The 17,100-nt window shown below is 37.6% G+C and carries 19 protein-coding genes; 14 read left to right on the top strand and 5 right to left on the bottom strand.

Going from position 1 to position 17,100, the window contains the following annotated elements; all coding sequences use genetic code 11:
- Positions 1-492, bottom strand: coding sequence for a DUF456 domain-containing protein (locus tag AC3FI7_RS09970; RefSeq protein ID WP_142723207.1), 492 nt, complete (start codon positions 490-492; stop codon positions 1-3).
- A 79-nt stretch (positions 493-571) separates the two neighbouring features.
- Positions 572-1,753: a carboxypeptidase-like regulatory domain-containing protein gene (locus AC3FI7_RS09965; RefSeq protein ID WP_491461963.1), complete on the bottom strand. Its 1,182-nt coding sequence runs from the start codon at positions 1,751-1,753 to the stop codon at positions 572-574.
- A 257-nt stretch (positions 1,754-2,010) separates the two neighbouring features.
- Here AC3FI7_RS09965 and AC3FI7_RS09960 point away from each other — a divergent pair, with 257 nt between their 5' ends.
- The 10 genes from AC3FI7_RS09960 (at position 2,011) to AC3FI7_RS09915 (ending at position 11,811) form a co-directional block, all read left to right on the top strand.
- Positions 2,011-3,279 carry a mechanosensitive ion channel family protein gene (locus AC3FI7_RS09960; protein WP_142723208.1) on the top strand — a complete coding sequence of 423 codons (1,269 nt, stop codon included), beginning with the start codon at positions 2,011-2,013 and terminating at the stop codon, positions 3,277-3,279.
- Between the two features lie 172 nt (positions 3,280-3,451).
- On the top strand, positions 3,452-4,171 hold the full coding sequence (locus AC3FI7_RS09955) for a pyridoxine 5'-phosphate synthase (RefSeq protein ID WP_142723209.1): 720 nt from the start codon (positions 3,452-3,454) through the stop codon (positions 4,169-4,171).
- 94 nt (positions 4,172-4,265) lie between these two features.
- Positions 4,266-5,045, top strand: coding sequence for an alpha/beta fold hydrolase (locus tag AC3FI7_RS09950; protein ID WP_343659267.1), 780 nt, complete (start codon positions 4,266-4,268; stop codon positions 5,043-5,045).
- Positions 5,046-5,159: 114 nt separating this feature from the next.
- Entirely contained in the window at positions 5,160-5,396 is a 237-nt protein-coding gene (locus AC3FI7_RS09945; protein ID WP_142723211.1) for a microviridin/marinostatin family tricyclic proteinase inhibitor, read from the top strand.
- A gap of 51 nt (positions 5,397-5,447) precedes the next feature.
- Positions 5,448-5,666: a microviridin/marinostatin family tricyclic proteinase inhibitor gene (locus AC3FI7_RS09940; RefSeq protein ID WP_491461962.1), complete on the top strand. Its 219-nt coding sequence runs from the start codon at positions 5,448-5,450 to the stop codon at positions 5,664-5,666.
- A 74-nt stretch (positions 5,667-5,740) separates the two neighbouring features.
- Positions 5,741-6,697: an MvdC family ATP-grasp ribosomal peptide maturase gene (locus AC3FI7_RS09935; protein WP_491461961.1), complete on the top strand. Its 957-nt coding sequence runs from the start codon at positions 5,741-5,743 to the stop codon at positions 6,695-6,697.
- Positions 6,690-7,694 carry an MvdD family ATP-grasp ribosomal peptide maturase gene (locus AC3FI7_RS09930; RefSeq protein WP_142723214.1) on the top strand — a complete coding sequence of 335 codons (1,005 nt, stop codon included), beginning with the start codon at positions 6,690-6,692 and terminating at the stop codon, positions 7,692-7,694. The genes AC3FI7_RS09935 and AC3FI7_RS09930 overlap by 8 nt, the downstream gene beginning before the upstream one ends.
- A 257-nt stretch (positions 7,695-7,951) precedes the next feature.
- Positions 7,952-8,965, top strand: a complete 1,014-nt coding sequence (locus AC3FI7_RS09925) for an NAD-dependent epimerase/dehydratase family protein (RefSeq protein ID WP_142723215.1) — start codon at positions 7,952-7,954, stop codon at positions 8,963-8,965.
- The gene (locus AC3FI7_RS09920; protein WP_491461960.1) at positions 8,962-10,731 is read left to right on the top strand and encodes an AMP-dependent synthetase/ligase; all 1,770 of its coding nucleotides are present in this window, start codon (positions 8,962-8,964) and stop codon (positions 10,729-10,731) included. Before AC3FI7_RS09925 ends, AC3FI7_RS09920 begins: the two co-directional genes overlap by 4 nt.
- A 21-nt stretch (positions 10,732-10,752) precedes the next feature.
- Positions 10,753-11,811, top strand: a complete 1,059-nt coding sequence (locus AC3FI7_RS09915; protein WP_491461959.1) for a diphosphomevalonate decarboxylase — start codon at positions 10,753-10,755, stop codon at positions 11,809-11,811.
- Between the two features lie 55 nt (positions 11,812-11,866).
- Here AC3FI7_RS09915 and AC3FI7_RS09910 read toward each other — a convergent pair whose 3' ends face one another.
- On the bottom strand, positions 11,867-12,934 hold the full coding sequence (locus AC3FI7_RS09910) for an endonuclease/exonuclease/phosphatase family protein (RefSeq protein WP_491461958.1): 1,068 nt from the start codon (positions 12,932-12,934) through the stop codon (positions 11,867-11,869).
- Between the two features lie 122 nt (positions 12,935-13,056).
- Between AC3FI7_RS09910 and AC3FI7_RS09905 the strand changes: the two genes are divergently transcribed.
- A complete protein-coding gene (locus tag AC3FI7_RS09905; protein ID WP_491461957.1) occupies positions 13,057-13,494 on the top strand; it encodes a nuclear transport factor 2 family protein in 438 nt (145 codons plus the stop codon).
- Between the two features lie 36 nt (positions 13,495-13,530).
- Positions 13,531-13,908, top strand: a complete 378-nt coding sequence (gene gloA2, locus AC3FI7_RS09900; protein WP_491461956.1) for an SMU1112c/YaeR family gloxylase I-like metalloprotein — start codon at positions 13,531-13,533, stop codon at positions 13,906-13,908.
- 4 nt (positions 13,909-13,912) lie between these two features.
- Here gloA2 and AC3FI7_RS09895 read toward each other — a convergent pair whose 3' ends face one another.
- Both AC3FI7_RS09895 and AC3FI7_RS09890 read right to left on the bottom strand, forming a co-directional pair.
- The gene (locus AC3FI7_RS09895; RefSeq protein WP_142723221.1) at positions 13,913-14,296 is read right to left on the bottom strand and encodes a DUF1634 domain-containing protein; all 384 of its coding nucleotides are present in this window, start codon (positions 14,294-14,296) and stop codon (positions 13,913-13,915) included.
- The gene (locus AC3FI7_RS09890) at positions 14,296-15,126 is read right to left on the bottom strand and encodes a sulfite exporter TauE/SafE family protein (protein ID WP_142723222.1); all 831 of its coding nucleotides are present in this window, start codon (positions 15,124-15,126) and stop codon (positions 14,296-14,298) included. The genes AC3FI7_RS09895 and AC3FI7_RS09890 overlap by 1 nt, the downstream gene beginning before the upstream one ends.
- A gap of 97 nt (positions 15,127-15,223) precedes the next feature.
- Between AC3FI7_RS09890 and AC3FI7_RS09885 the strand changes: the two genes are divergently transcribed.
- A complete protein-coding gene (locus tag AC3FI7_RS09885) occupies positions 15,224-15,775 on the top strand; it encodes a DUF1543 domain-containing protein (protein WP_491461955.1) in 552 nt (183 codons plus the stop codon).
- A 23-nt stretch (positions 15,776-15,798) separates the two neighbouring features.
- Positions 15,799-16,911, top strand: coding sequence for a 5-(carboxyamino)imidazole ribonucleotide synthase (locus AC3FI7_RS09880; RefSeq protein ID WP_142723224.1), 1,113 nt, complete (start codon positions 15,799-15,801; stop codon positions 16,909-16,911).
- Positions 16,912-17,100: the final 189 nt, after the last annotated feature.

Here is a 17,100-nt window from a genome sequence, read left to right as displayed (position 1 = left end):
TTAAATGACGTTAAACATATTAAGTAGTACTACCAAAAACATTGCCACTCCTACCACAAAGCTGAATCCGGTTCCGTAAATAAACCCAATCAGTGCCCCTTTGGTTGATCGTAAAGCTTTATTCATATCCTTGCTGTCGTGAAGTAATTCACCGATAAATACTCCGGCAAACATACCTATCAGAAAGCCGAGTGGAATAGGAATAAATATCCCAATGATGGTTCCTACGACAGAACCCATACTTCCCCAACGCGTACCTCCGTATTTTCTGTTGGTTTTTGCAGGAATAACATAGCTGAGCACGACAGAAGCTGCCGTAAGAATTCCGAATGCCCAGATATAGATCATAGAAAGATCTGCATCCGTCCCGAATTTATAGATCAGAAGCCCGCAAATGCTCAGCAGAAGTCCTGGTAACACCGGGAGAAAAGTTCCCAATATTCCGACAAATAATAGAATGAGGCAGAAAATATTAATAATTGTTGTATCCATTTACAGTCTTAAATTAGATGCAATATAAAAAAAGTGGCCTTATAAAAAGCCACTTTGAGAACTGAGTTATAAAATTTTATTACAAATTTAAGATTACATATTCCAGGATGGGTCCTGCTTTACCAATATTCCCGGTTGCATGGTTATGGAATGTGGTATAGTAGATATTACCGCTGCTGGAGTTCCCTGTACATGGTCCCATTGTATCTCCATGTGCCTGATGGGCACTCCATGCATTTTGATTGATTGTAATGGTGATATTATTTCCACTGGCTGTGTGGTGGCAGATGGTAATATGGTTGTTGTTTAAAGCATTGCCTACGGGAGTCTGTGGATCAGAAGGATTGGTATAATGTCCTGTTCTTATCATTAATGGTTCATTGCCTTTTTGAACCAGAACATCCCAGAAGGCAGGATCATAGTTTTGAATTTTTTCCCAGGCTCCGAGATCATACTCAATATCTAATGTATTAAATCCTAATGCACTTGCTAATGCTGTATTGGAAACATTACAGCCTGTATAAGTACCTGCAGCTCCTATATTTTTCAGGCAAAGGAGATTGTCATTGATGAAACCTCCGGGAGCATTGCAATTCTCGGTATTTGTATTTCCTCCTACCAGATAAGCCGAGGCCCAATCCGAGCTATAAAGGCTTCCGCCATTGGTCACAAAAGTGGAAAGATTAGTGTAAACATTAACGTCATTGGACGGAGTGGAGGTTCCTGTCTGGGTGGTTGTGCGGGAACCACAGTTCAGGAAAATAATGTCATACTGGGAAATCGTATTGATATTTTTTAAATCCTGATAGCTGATCTCAGTTGCTGTATAGCCTAGAGAAGTTATAATATCTTCAATTTTGTCATAGCTTCCCTTTACGTAAGCCATTTTCGCAATCTGATTCAGTTTTGAATCATTAGCGGTAATGGTAACAGTTTCATTCTTTTTAACAGTAACCGGAACTTCTGTTCTGAAATTTTTACCATCACCCGTTTGAATGTGGAGTGTGGTATTCCCTTCAGGAGCTGTTAAGCTGAAACTGCCGTCAGCACTGGAATAAGTATGATAGATATTGCTCTGGGCATCTGTAGTAAATACGAGTGCTCCTCCGATAGGTTTGGTACCGTTTTTAGCAAATACCTTACCTTCCAGTTTTCCTGTGGCGACTACTTTGGCAGGATTTTCTTCAGGAGTATCATCTCCTTTGCAATTGACTAAAAGCACAAACGTGCATAGCAAGATTAACAGGTAATTTTGTTTCATATTTAATTGATTTTGATGAGTTTAGTTTTAATCAAATTTAATAAATTTTTAATATTAAAACATTAAAATTGTAATTTATTTTAATATTTTTTACTTAAATCTGTTATTTATAGTTAATTTTTCATTTGTAATGAGGTGCTGTAGAGGTTTTGATATTTTTAGTATAATTCAATCAATATCTCTCAATGAATATTTTTGGGATGAAAATTGATTGTGAATAGTAAAATGATGATTCTTAATTTCATAAATTTGCTGTAATGAATGACCAGTTACAAGAAACCAAAAATTTTATACAGGAGCTGAGTGAGCAGCTTTATATCTATATTACCCGTATTTCACCAACCGGGCTGGACTGGGTTTTTCATATCATTGTAAAACTGAGTTTACTTCTGGTCTTGTTTTTAATTACTGATTTTGCTTTTAAGTTCATCATCAATTCGGTATTCAGGCTGTTTCATAACGAGCAGAAGTTTCCGATCTTAAAATCTGTTTATCAGTCGAAAATAACCAATTCCGTAGCCCATTTTGCTGCTTTGATTGTGGTGGGAGCTATCCAGGGATCGATATTTCCGGAAAATGCACTTCCGAAAACAACCATCTTCATTATAAGATGTGTCAATTTGGGATTGGTGCTGATACTTGCAGGAATGCTTTACAGATCGCTGACCGCTTTCAGAAATTATTTTAGCATCAAACAGGATTTCTATAAGATAATGGCGCTTAATGCCATCTCAGAAACCGTAAAGATTTTAGGAATTTTCATATTTACCGTTGTAGGAATCTGTGTGATTTTCGGGATCAAAGGAACTACAATTGTAGGAAGTCTCGGAGCAATTACTGCTGTACTGGTATTGGTTTTCAGAGATACAATTCTGGGATTTGTAACAGGTCTTCACGTTGCCACTTCTAAAAATTTAAAAGTAGGAGACTGGGTAAGCATTCCCAAATACAGTATTGAAGGAAACATTACAGAGATCAATCTTCTGACAACCAAGATCACCAATTTTGATAAAACGGTTTCCACGATTCCAACCTATGATCTGATGACTACTGAAATCAAAAATATGCAGGTGATGTCTGAATCCAATACCAGAAGAATAAAAAAATCAATTTACTTCAATATTAATTCTTTTAAATTCCTCACAGACGAGGATATTGAACGCCTGAAAGAAATCAATTTAATATCAGATTATCTTGAAGAGAGAACTTCTGAAATCAAAAAAGAGAAAGAAAGCCTGATCCATAAAGATAAGATTGTGAACGGAAGGCAGCTTACCAATATCGGGGTTTTCAGATATTATGCACAGAAATATATTGAAAATGATCCTGATGTAGACAAGCATGGGACCCGCATGGTGCGTCAGCTTGATATTACTCCACAAGGACTTCCCCTTGAGGTATACTGTTTTTCCAATGATTCCAAATGGGAACGTTTTGAACAGATCCAGGCAGACATCTTTGATCATCTGCTGGTAGCCTCAAAAGAATTTGAACTTCAGGTGATGCAGGTAAGTGTGAAAGTGTAGCAGAAGCTGGGAGAGGGAAGCTGGAAGTATTATCCCTTTTAAATATAAATTTTAATTCAATTTTTAAATGATCTTGAATGCAGAAGTACCCATTGAAGCACAAGGTCCGGATTTGCTTCCGGTCCCGGGCCTCTGACTTCTGACATCTTATATCTAACATCTAAAATAAAAAATGACAAAACTAAGCGTAAACATTAATAAAATTGCGACGTTAAGAAATGCAAGAGGAGGTGAAACCCCAAGTGTTACAGAAGCAGCTGTAAAAATTCAGGAATTTGGAGGACAGGGAATTACCATCCATCCAAGGCCTGATGAAAGGCATATCACAAGAAAAGATGTCTATGATCTGAAGCCGCTGGTTACGACTGAGTTTAATATTGAAGGAAATCCTCATCAGAGTTTTATCGATATGGTGCTTGATGTGAAACCAGAACAGGTAACCCTGGTACCGGATGCTGATGATGCCATTACATCCAATGCAGGATGGGATACAAAAAAACACCTGGATTACCTTACAGAGATCATTGCAGAATTTAAAAAAGCTGGAATCCGTACCTCTGTTTTCCTGGATCCTTTACCAGAACTGGTAGAATATGCTGCTAAGGCCGGAGCTGACAGAATAGAGCTGTACACGGAAGCTTACGCAAAAGACTATCTGACCCATAAAGAACAGGCTATAAAACCTTATTATGATACAGCCATTGAAGCTACCAATTTCGGGCTGGGTATTAATGCCGGTCATGATCTGAGCTTAGAAAACCTGAAATATTTTTCAGACAACATTCCCAATCTGCTGGAGGTATCCATCGGACACGCTTTAGTATCAGAAGCGCTTTATATGGGATTGGAAAATACAGTTCAGGCTTATCTGAAGAGACTGGCGAAATGGTAATTAATGAGAACCCGGAACTTAGAGATTAGAAGCTGGTAAAACTTCGTTTCTGATCTTATCTGATTTCTGAATTCTCACCTTTAATTTGTAAAATATGGAAATTTTAAATTCAAAAATATTCGGCGAAAATTTGACCCACACGCCGCTTCTTGTATTTCATGGATTATTTGGAATGCTTGACAACTGGGGAAGCTTTGGAAAAGATCTGGGAGAATTTCTTCCTGTACATCTGATTGACCTTCGAAATCATGGAAGAAGCTTTCATTCAGACAGCATGTCTCATGATGATCTGGCAGATGACATTGCCCGTTATATGGATCATTACGGAATTCAGAAGGCACATGTACTGGGGCATTCATTAGGAGGGAAAGCAGTCATGCAGTTTGCCATAAAATACCCTGAACGTGTTGAAAAATTGATTGTTGTGGATATTTCGCCTAAAGCATATCCACCGCATCATCAAGGAATTATCAAAGCTCTGGAAACCGTTGATTTTAATACTGTGAGCTCAAGAAATGAAGTGGAAGCTGTCCTGAATCAGTACATTCCAGAAAGATCCACAGTGCAGTTTTTAACGAAAAACCTTTATTGGGATGAAAATAAAAAACTGGGCTGGAGATTCAATCTTAAAACATTATCCGAAAAGTATAATGAATTTGTATCCAATGCTATTAAATTCGGAGTTTTTGAAGGGGATGCATTATTTATAGCCGGGGCAAAGTCCAATTATATCCTGCCGCAGGATGAATATGGAATCAAGCAGCAATTTCCTAAAGCTAAAATAGTTACAGTAAAGAATGCAGGACATTGGGTACAGGCGGAAAATCCTATTGATTTTGCAAATGTTGTTAAGGAATTTCTTGGTTTAAATTAATTTTATACTTCACTTTTCTATATTATGTTAAAATTTTATTAAAACGTAATATTATTTCTCTATAAGATGAAATTTTTGTACTTTGGATTTTCAAAACAATAAAAATATTAACTTATGGAAAACAAAAATTCAAAAAAGAAGCCGTTTTTCGCTACATTCTTGGAAAAACAGGTTAAAGATCCTGAGACAGTAAAAGGAGGAGGTATTACGTCTGTCCTTGCAGATCAGATTACTACAGCCCTGCAGGATCAGATCACTACACCTCTTAAGGATAATGTTACTAAGCCTGATAATGATAATGTAACGATGAAATATCCTTCTGACGGTGATGAGGATGTTTTAGAAGTATGAGAAAATATACAAGCATAAGCTAAATTATAAATCAAACCAAAACTAAACATTATGAAAAGCAACAACTCAAAGAAGAAGCCTTTTTTCGCATCATTCTTAGAAAAACAGGTAAAGGATCCTGAAACAGTAAAAGGAGGAGGTGATATAACCCTTGCTCAAACGGATTTGATCACAAAGCCGACAGTAGATACGGTGACATCTCCAAAAGATGATATGATGCAAACCATGAAATATCCATCTGACGGTGATGATGATGTCATCCAACTTTAAGATCAGAAAGAATATTAAATAAAATAGTAGGGGAAACTTAAACATTAAGTTTCCCTTTTTAATAAAACCGGCAAATGATTCTCTGCATCACCCACTCACAGGATTTTTATAACATCGATATCTTTTTTGAATATCTGGCCTCTCAAAATATTCCTTATTTCAGACTCAATTCTGACCGCCTGAACCATCTTCAGAAGATCAGCATTCATGAAAACTCATTTGAACTGACTGATGAGCTTGGAAATACAATACATTCTGATGATATTAAAGGAGTATGGCACAGAAAAGCCTGGAGAATAAATGCTCCTGAAGAACTGGATCAGGATTATGAAAGACTTTTTCTGAATGAATATGGAAGTCTTAGGTACAATCTGATGACTGCCTTAGAGCATGTTCCCTGGATTAACCCTTATGAGAATGAAAAAAAGGTTGATGGTAACAAAATATTTCAGCTGAAAACAGCACAGAGAAATAATTTAACAATTCCCAAAACCATTTTTTCCAATGATGAAGAAAAAATAACGGCATTTTTCCATCAATACTGCCAGGGAAAAGCAATCGCAAAGCTTCATGGAGTAACCGCAAAAACAATGTCGGGAGAAAATATGATTTCGACTATGGTTATAGAGGAAGATTCTCTTGAACACCTTTCTGATATTGCCTATTGCCCTATGATTTTTCAGCCTTATATTGACAAAGAATATGAATTGAGAATTGTCTATATCGATGGCGGCTTTTTCACAGGAAAGATCAATAACAGCGAAAATGCAGATTGGAGAGTAGCACGTGAAGGCTATTTTTGGTCAGCATATGAACTGCCTGAAGCTATAAAAGCCAATATTACTGGTATGATGAGTGAAATGGGGCTTTATATGGGAGCTATTGATATGATCAAAGGCAGAGACGAAAAATATTATTTCCTTGAAGTGAATCCACAGGGAGAATGGGGAATGTTACAGAAAGAACTGGGGTTTCCCATCGCAGAAAGAATTGCTGATAACCTTATCAAAAGAATTAATTTCCATGAATAAAATTTTAATTATAACGCATACCGCGGATAACTTTTCTATTGAAAAAGTAACAGAATATATCGAAAAAAATAACTGTGAAGTCATTCGCTTTGATGTAGATGTATATCCCTTACAAAATAAACTGTCTACTATTTTTCAGGATGGAGAATGGGTAAGCTTTCTTGAAACGCCTGAAGCAAAACACCGTTTGGATGATATCTCGGCAATCTGGTACCGAAGAGCTTACAATATCGGAAAAGGATTAAGAGAAGAAATGGATTCTAAGTTTTACGGAGCGGCAATGGGAGAAATAAGGAATACACTTTTTGGTTTCTTTGAATCTGTGGATGCCTATTCTTTGGGAAAACCAAGTGTTTACAGAAGGCTTGACAGTAAAGAAGAACAGCTGAAAATCGCAGATAAACTGGGACTGACCATTCCTGCCACCTGCCTTACCAACAATCCTGATGAAGCCCGGAAATTTATTCTGAAACATCAGAATGTAGTGGCCAAAATGCAAACCGGTTTTGCCATCTATGAAGACGGTGTTGAAAGCGTAGTATTTACCAATGTTGTGAGCGAGGACAAGTTAGAGGAACTGGATTCATTATTGTACTGTCCGATGCAGTTTCAGCAGATGATTCAAAAGAAAAAAGAACTCCGTATTACCATCGTGGGAAGAGATGTTTATGCATTTGAAATAGATTCCCAGCAGTCAGAAGATGCTAAAATAGACTGGAGAAAAGACGGAGTCAATCTTATCGATAAATGGAACAGGACAGAGCTTCCTGCGGATGTAGAGGCCAAACTGCTGGAGCTTCTTGATATTTACAACGTAGATTATGGAGCAATAGACATGATTGTTTCTCCTGAAGATGAATATTATTTCATAGAGATCAATGCCGCAGGAGAATTCTTCTGGCTGGATAATCTTACAGAAGGAAATCTTATTTCCAGAAGTATTGCAGATGTTCTTTGCGACAAAGCTCCAAGGAGAAATAATGAGGTAATGGCTTAGCATTAAATATTTTTAATCTTAAAAGTCCTGAAAGCTGTCAATTCTTTCAGGACTTTTACATACAATCATATGCTGCATTTTAGTTTTTTTCTGATTGTTGGTAGAGGAATGATAATATTGGTTAAATTAAGTGGAATTATGCTTTAAAAATCGCAAATTTGCAGAAGCAGTTTTTCTGAAGAATTTTTATAGATCCGGAAGAATTGCCGGATAGAAAATATTGTTATATTTTAGTCAGCAATCAAGTAAAATAATTAATGATTTTTGTAACGGGTGCTACCGGAATTCTGGGAAGAATAATTGTACTGGAGCTTCTTAAAAGAGGAAAAAATGTACGTGCTTCCAAAAGACCGGGCAGCAATTTAAACGACGTAAGGCATTCATACAGCTTTTATACAGAGAATCCCGACGATTTTTTTAATAAAATTGAATGGGTAAACGTAGATTTTGATGATCTTGATTCTTTGAAAGCAGTGCTGCAGGGTGTAGATGAGGTGTATCACTGTGCCGCAAAGGTGAGCTTTCATCCGAAAGACGAAAAAGAATTGTACCATACCAACATCAGGGGTACAGAAAACTTATTGTTTGCCTGTGAAGGGTCAGACGTTAAGAAGTTTCTTCATGTAAGTTCCGTTGCCGTTCTGGATAATTTTAATGAAAAAGGAGAATTAGACGAAAGTTCTGACTTTAATCCGAAAATGGAACACTCTGCCTATGGGATTTCAAAACATTTATCTGAAATGGAAGCCTGGAGAGCCTCAGCAGAGGGCCTGAATGTCATTATTATCAATCCGGGAATGATCATAGGAAGCGGAAACTGGGACCAAAGCAGCGGTGAGCTTTTTTCTACATTTGAAGAAAACAGCTTTACCTTTTCAGGAGGTTCAGCTTATGTTGATGTAAGAGACGTAGCCCGTACGGCAATCGGACTGATGGAAAACAATTTTTTTGGAGAACGCTTTATCATTGTGGCGGAAAATAACAGATATGCTGATCTTGCCAAACAGATCAGGACCCGTCTTGGGCTTAAAGAAGCAAAAATTCTTACCCAGACCCAGCTAAATATCGGAAGGGTAGCCAACATCCTTTTCGGATGGCTGATTCCAAAGCTCAGAATGGTGACTAAATCCAATATCGAGGCCATATCTTCATTCAGCACCATTTCCAATCACAAAGTCAAAGAAAAATTGAACTATCAGTTTATTCCCGTAAAAGAAAGTATAGACTTTCACCTGAATAATTATATTAACGACAAAAAGCTGAAGAAATGAATCTTGCAGAGGCAATTATCCTTAAAAATGTAGAAAAACATCCTATAAAAGCAGCCATCGGATTTAAAAAGAAAGATGAAGCCTGGAAAGAACTGAGCTGGAAAAAATTCAGCGAGATTATTTTTAAAACAGCCAACGCTTTAAAGGAAACGGGTGTTCAGGAAAACGACAGAGTTGCTATTTATTCAGATAATTCGTCCGAATGGATGATCATGGATCTTGCTTCAATGGCTATAGGAGCTGTCACAGTACCAATTTATTCTACCAATAATGCTGAACAGGCAGAGCACATCATCAACGATTCAGGGGCTAAAGTTGTTTTGGTAGGAAACCAGATGCAGTATGACGCCTGCCTGGAGTTTTTACATAAAGAAGAAAACAGCATGGAAACGATTATTGTTTCCAAAAAAGCAGTATGGATCAAAAAGGAATTCAATAGCTTTTACCTTGAAGATTTTATAGCAAAAGCTTCACCAAAGCTGGAGATCTGTAAAAGAGAGCATGATGATACAGCCACATTGATCTATACCTCCGGAACCACCGGAATTCCAAAGGGAGTAATGCTTACCCACGGAAATTTTATCAAAGCATTTGATTCCCATTTTGAATTTTTTAAGTTTAAAAACTTTGAAGAAGAATTATCGCTGGCATTTTTACCGTTAAGTCATGTGTTTGAAAGAAGCTGGAGCTTGCTTTGTTTATATGGCGGAGCGCGTGTTTATTTCCTGGAAGACCCTAAAAATGTAGCCAGGGCACTGGAAGAAGTGAAGCCTACAGCAATGTGTGCTGTACCCAGGTTTTTCCAGAAAGTATATGCCGGAGTTCTCGAAAAGGCAGAAGAAGGTTCACCTTTAAAAAAGAAAATCTTTAACTGGGCACTTAAAACCGGATGGGAAACTGCAGAACTGAGAAGAAATGAACAACCGGTTCCTTTTGGACTGAAATTCAAAGAATCTGTTGCGGATATGCTGGTCTTCAGTAAAATCAAAGAAAAAATGGGTGGAAGACTTTGGTTCTTACCTTGTGGTGGTGCATCTCTTTCGCCGGAAGTTACCCGTTTCTTTGAATCAGTAGGAATTCATGTAACCGTTGGTTATGGATTAACGGAAACTACCGCTACGTTGACGCTATTTCCTTTGACTCATTTTGAACATGGAACCAGCGGAAAACCATTACCGGGGGTAGAAATGCGTATCGGAGAAAATGATGAGATCCAGGCCAGAGGTAACGGTATCATGAAAGGTTACTACAATAAACCTGAAGAAACGCAGAAGGTATTCACAGAAGACGGATGGTTCAAGACTGGTGATGCAGGGAAGTTTGATGATAAAGGAAACCTGATCATTACAGACAGAATCAAAGATCTCATGAAAACTTCCAACGGAAAATATATCGCTCCTCAGCAGATCGAGAATCTTCTGACCAATAATAATTTTATCCAGCAGATCATGCTGATTGCAGAAGGAAGACAATTTGTTTCAGCGTTGATTGTGCCTAACTTTGAGTTTTTACAGGACTATATCAAAAAGAATAATATTCCTTTTACCAATTGGGAAGAGGCTGTAAAAAATGAAAAGGTAATTGACGTTTATAAAGAGAAAATTAAAGAATTGCAAAGCCACCTGGCAGATTATGAGAAAGTGAAAAAATTTACTTTAATGCCGGCTGAATTTGATATCAATACAGGAGAAATAACCTCTACTTTGAAGGTCAAAAGAAATGTGGTAATTAAGAAATATGCAGATATTATAGAGAAGATGTACTAAACAGTACCTTTACATTAAACTATGACGACACAAGAATTTATAGGAAAAGAAAATTTCACCATTCATACACAAACGGTTTCAGAGAGCTGTCCGTCTAATATTGCCCTGATTAAATATTGGGGGAAATATGCTGATCAGATACCTGCCAATCCAAGTATCAGTTATACTTTAAATCATTGTAAAACCAATACTTCAATGGAATTTGTAGCTAATGAACCTTTTTCGGTACAGACTTTCCTGGCTGGAAATGAAGAAGTGAAGTTTGCAGAAAAAATTGAAAAATATTTCAGAAATATAGAGCAATATCTTCCATGGATTCTGAAAGGAAAATATATCATCAGAACAGAGAATACATTTCCGCACAGTTCCGGGATTGCAAGTTCTGCTTCAGGATTTGGAGCGATTGCAAAATGTCTTATGGCTTTGGATGTTTCATTCACAGAAAAAACTTCTGAGGAAGAATCTTTGAGAAAAGCTTCCTTTCTGGCAAGATTGGGAAGCGGAAGTGCATGCAGAAGCTTATACAACGGGCTTGTGGTATGGGGAGAAACTGATGAGGTAGAAGGAAGTTCTGATCTGTTCGGGGTGCAGTATCCGGATGCTGAAATTCACGAAGTATTCAAAAACTTTAACGATTGGGTGCTGTTGATTCATGAAGGGCAGAAAAGTGTTTCTTCAACGGTAGGACACGGCCTGATGAAAACCAATCCTTATGCAGAAAGAAGATTTCAGGAAGCCGGGGAAAACTTTGTTCCGATGAAAGAAATTCTGAAAAGTGGAGATATGGAACGTTTCATCAAACTGGTAGAGCATGAAGCGCTTACATTACATGCCATGATGATGATGAGTGATCCTGCTTTTATCCTGATGAAAACAGGAACACTGGAAGTAATCAATAAAATCTGGGATTTTAGAAGAGAAACAGGATATCCTCTATTTTTCACGCTGGATGCCGGAGCCAACGTTCATCTTCTGTTCCCGGATAATGGTTCTGAAGAACAGATTAAAACATTCATTGAAGCTGAGCTGTTACAGCATACCCAGAAAAATGGAGTAGTAAAGGATGTGATGAATTTCTAAAGTAAAACAGAAAAATATTCAAATAGGAGTGGGCTTGTGTCCACTTTTTTTATGCCTAATCTTCAGTGGCAACCGTTTCACGCTCACCATCTTCCTTTTTTCCTTCCTCGATCATGATTTCTGCTTCTGCTTTTTCTTTGGCAGTAGCTCTTTCAATCAGTTCTTCCTGTTCATCATTGTGATGATCTATGAAAAATTCGCAGTATACAGGAAGGTGATCTGAACCAAAACTTTCCAGGGTTTTCAGCTGTCTGATAAAGATATCTTCACTGTGAAACATCAGATCAATAGGAAATCTTAAAAGATGATACTTGGCGTGGAAGGTAGAAACAAAAGAATGTCCTACTCTCGGATCTATCAGATGACTGGTTTTTCTGAAAAGTACAGATGATCTTGACCACGCGACGTTATTGAAATCACCTGCTACAATAACAGGCTTTCTGATGTCTTTTATACGTTTGGCAGCACTCAGAAGATCACCATCCCTTTCCTTCGATGTTTCTTCCTCTGTAGGACTCGGCGGTGGTGGATGTACACCGAAGAAAACAAAAGAAAATCCATCAGCTGTTTTCATGTGAATTTCAATGCTCGGAATATCATCAGCCACAAAATAATGAGTTCTGGCTTCTTTAACGATAACCCTCGAATAAAAATGCATTCCATAGGTGTTTTCAAGAGTCACTTTATGCTGATAGGGATATTCTTTTTCCAGTGGTCTCAATGCGGTCTCCCAATCGCTGTTACTTTCCATCGTCATGAAAAAATCCGGATTATGCTTTTTGACAAGACTTGAGAATCTTTCATATTCCTTATTGAACTGATAAACATTGGCCGAAATAAAATGTAGCTTATCAGAAGACTTGTGAAGCTGTCTGTGCTTTTTTACAGGATACAGAGGGGTATACCTGACGAGAGTCTGACCGTGGTAGACAAACAAAGCCAATAAAAAGCCCTGATAATACCATACATATTCTTTTGATTGGATCATAAGTCCAAGCAGAAAAGTGAAAATTATAAAATAAGTAACCTGTATTTTAGCAAATTCAGGAACCCTGAATATCCAGTGAGAATGCTTAATTTTTGGCAGTATAGTTATGACCAGTAAAAGTATGGTCAGAGTCATATAAATAATCCACATATAAAAAACTGAAATAATTTTGCTACAATTTAAGGAAAATGAATTTTAAAATTTATTGATCAATTTAAATTTTATTTTATCTATTTTTATTAATCTAAATCTGTTCCATGAATAAAATAATCGTATTTCTTCTTCTGATCAGTATTTCAGGTTTCGGACAGCAGCAGGATATTGAAAAGCCTATCCGTAACCTGTTCCTTGGTATGAAAAATGCAGATCAGTTGCTGGTAAAATCTGTCTTTGCAGAAAATGCTGTACTCCAAACCATAACGAAAGAAGGTGCTGTAAAAAGTGAAAGTATACAGGATTTCATCGCTTCAGTCTCAAAATTTCCGAAAGGCGAACTGGACGAAAAAATTATCGTGGAAGCTGTTCATACAGACGGAAACCTGGCCAGTGTTTTTACTCCCTATTCTTTTTATTTAAAGGGGAAACTTTCACATTGCGGCGCTAACAGTTTTCAGCTGGTAAAACAGAATAATGAGTGGAAAATTCAGTATATCATTGATACAAGAAGGAAAGAGAACTGTAAAGAAATACAATAATAAAGTAGAATAAATAGTTATTTAAATTAAAGAAATATGAACATCCATCATATTGCCATTATCTGTTCAGATTATGCTGTTTCAAAGAAGTTTTATACAGAAGTTTTAGATTTGAATATCATTCGGGAAGTATACCGTGAAGAAAGACAGTCTTATAAGCTTGACCTGGCCATCGGGGATCATTATGTGATTGAGCTGTTCTCTTTTCCCGATCCGCCTCAGCGCCCGTCACGCCCGGAAGCATGCGGCTTAAGGCATCTTGCTTTCTCCGTGGAAAATGTTACAGAAAAGCGAAATGAGCTGATAAGAAAAGGACTTGTTTGTGAAGACATCCGTATAGATGAGTTCACCGGGAAAGAGTTTTTCTTCACCCAGGATCCGGACCAGCTGCCATTAGAGTTTTACGAAATGTAAAATCTTAATGAGCGTAACCGGTAAAGAAACTCACCGCCATAATGGCTAAAACAATAGAGGAAATGACTACATAGACGTAGTCTTTTTCTTTTAAATAGCCTATCAGAGCGAAAACGATCCTCATCAGAGGAGTAATAATCAATAATAGAATACCCAGCTGAATAATGGCCATACCTTCTCCTTTGCACAGGGAATCCCAGAAATGCCCCCATACCTTTTCAGAAGAAGTGCCTACCACTAGGCTGGTATATTTTTCAGGCATTTTAAAACCTTCGAAGAACAGCTTGATAAAACCAATCAATGATGTAGCTACGGATAGAATAACACCCAGTCTCAGAAGATTTCCTACCGAACGGTTCAGATCTACATCTGTAAAATTCTTTTTCATTATCTGAAACTTTTGTTGATACCGTTATACATCATATAAATCGAAAGAATAGTAATCACAATGGCAAAAAATACTTTTAATTTTTTGGTCTTTGATACCATCAGTGTTTTTGAACCTATGAAACTTCCGATGACCACTCCAATGAGTACCGGAGCTACAATTACCGGAATAATCTCTCCTCTCTGGAAATAGATCAGTGCACTTGCTACTGCCGTTACTCCGATCATGAAGTTGCTGGTGGTTGTAGATACTTTGAAAGGCAGTTTCATCATATTGTCCATTGCCAATACTTTCAATGCCCCGGATCCAATTCCTAAAAGCCCGGACATTGCTCCCGCAAACATCATCATTAAAAACCCAGGGACTGTATTTCTTGCAGAATAGCTTTTCAATACTCCCTTATCCGGAAATGTTCCGTATAGCTTCAGTTTGTCCTCAAGACTTCCTTTAACAAGAGGCTCCTGATGGTCCGGTTTTCCTTTAAGGTTTAAAATAACCGTTAAAAGAAGAATACTTGCGAAAATAATTCCGATGGTATTCGGGTTGAGCATTCCTGAAACCAGGGCGCCAATGATAGCTCCTGCCGTAGTGGCTATTTCGAGAAACATCCCGATTCTCATATTGGTAAAGCCTTCTTTGACGAAAGCAACAGCCGCACCGGAAGAAGTTCCGATCACAGAAATGAGCGAAGCACCGATAGCATAATGCATTGGAACGCCGAATCCCAGCGTTAATAAAGGAATGATAATAACTCCTCCTCCCAAACCCGTAAGTGAACCTAAAAGACCGGCGGAAATTGCACCAAGGAAGAGTATGATGATTTCTGACATACTACAAATAATGCTACAAATATAAAATTATTGTAGTAGTCTGCCAAACATTTGAAAAAGATAAATTTAACGTATTTTTGTATGCATGAAAAATCAAATGAAATTATTTTATGTCATTCTAGGGGCAACCCCTAAAGGAAGAAATATTGAGCAGCACGATGTTTTCTTCGGAATTGCAGAGAATCTGAAAGATCTTGTTCCGGATATGAGACACTTTTGGAAAGAAGCAGAAGGAAAAATTCATGTGGATTGTTATCAGGAGGTAAGATTTGCTGACGGATATGAAGTGGAGATTGTGGAAAAGGGAGAAAAAACATCTGAAGATCAACTGTTTTTTCTCAATTTGGGAGGATATAAGCCTGGCTTCTTTGAAGAGTTCCATGAGCAGCACCTGATGGTAGGGCAGTCTATGGGAGAAATTGTAAAAAGAGCAAAAGGTACCGAATTTTATCAGACCATGGGATTTGAAGGAGCGGTAAGTCATATTGATGATAAGCATGGAGTGGATATTGATGATATTTTCAATGTGAGTGATATTCTTCCTGCTCATATGAAAGAAAAATATTCTATCGTTCTTAAAAAATCTGATGCAGAAGATCAGAAAAACCCAATGGGGCTTGGTTATTTGAAAATTGATAAAATCCAATAAAAATAAATCTAATAAAATAAAAAATGAAAATAGGAATTCTGGGTGGCGGACAGCTGGGAAGAATGCTGATACAAAGTGCACTGAAATATGATGATGAGTTTTATACGCTGGATCCGGCATCTGATGCACCATGTCATAATATCTCTTATTTTACACAGGGAAATTTCAATGACTATGAAACGGTTTTGAACTTCGGAAAAGATAAAGATGTTGTCACTATTGAAATAGAACATGTAAATGCTGATGCACTGGCAGAGCTTGAAAAACAGGGAATAAAAGTGGTTCCCAATGCCAATATTATCAAAACCATCCAGCAAAAGATCCTTCAGAAAGAATTCTATAAAGCTCACAATATCCCAAGTCCGGAATTTCAGGTGGTTTGGAACAGTGATGAAAAGATCATTATGCCGCTGCCATTTGTTCAGAAAATGAATACAGGCGGATACGACGGAAAAGGAGTTCAGGTGATCAGAACGGAAGAAGATTATCAGCATCTATGGACTGAAGCATCAGTTATAGAAAGCCTTGTAGACATTGATAAAGAACTTTCTGTCATTGTAGCGAGAAACGAGAAAGGAGAAACTAATATTTTTCCGGTGACAGAAATGGTTGCAGATCCTAAGCTGAATCTTTTAGATTTTAATGTATGTCCGGTTCTTCTGACAGAGGATGTTCAGAATCAGATTGATTCTATTACGGAGAAATTCCTAAACGCGGTTAACTCTCCGGGTTTATTTGCCATTGAATTATTCCTTGACAGAGAAGGAAAGGTATGGGTGAATGAAACAGCTCCGAGGCTACACAATTCAGGACACCAGAGCCAGGAAGGAAATACCAATTCACAGTTTGAGCAGATGTATCGTGTCGTAAAAAATCTGCCTTTAGCAGATACCGATGCCATCACGTACAGCGGAATGCTGAATCTGGTAGGAGCAGAAGGATATGCAGGAAAAGTAATCTATGAGGGAATGGAGGACGTTCTTAAGTTACCTGAAACCTATATCCATTTATATGGGAAAACAGAAACCAAGCCAGGAAGAAAAATGGGACACATCAATGTCCTTGCGGATTCCAGAGAAGAGCTGATGGAAAAGCTTGTACAGGTGAAAGGAATGGTAAGAGTGATTGCTGAGTAATATCAGTTTAAAATAAATAAAGGGAGCTGTTTTTATCTTTAAAACAGCTCCTTTTTATATTGTTCTACAAACGATTCAATAGGAACGGGCTATTATCCTGAGCGTAGCCGAAGGGAGCCCGTTTACAGATGATTATCAATTCAATCGGCTTCAGCCAAAACTTATTTTTAGGTTTCGGCTAAAGCCGAA

This window comes from Chryseobacterium sp. TQ-BC-N36, assembly GCF_058382295.1.
The sequence above is the reverse complement of the archived record's forward strand: the minus strand, read 5'-3'. Positions and strand labels throughout refer to the sequence as shown.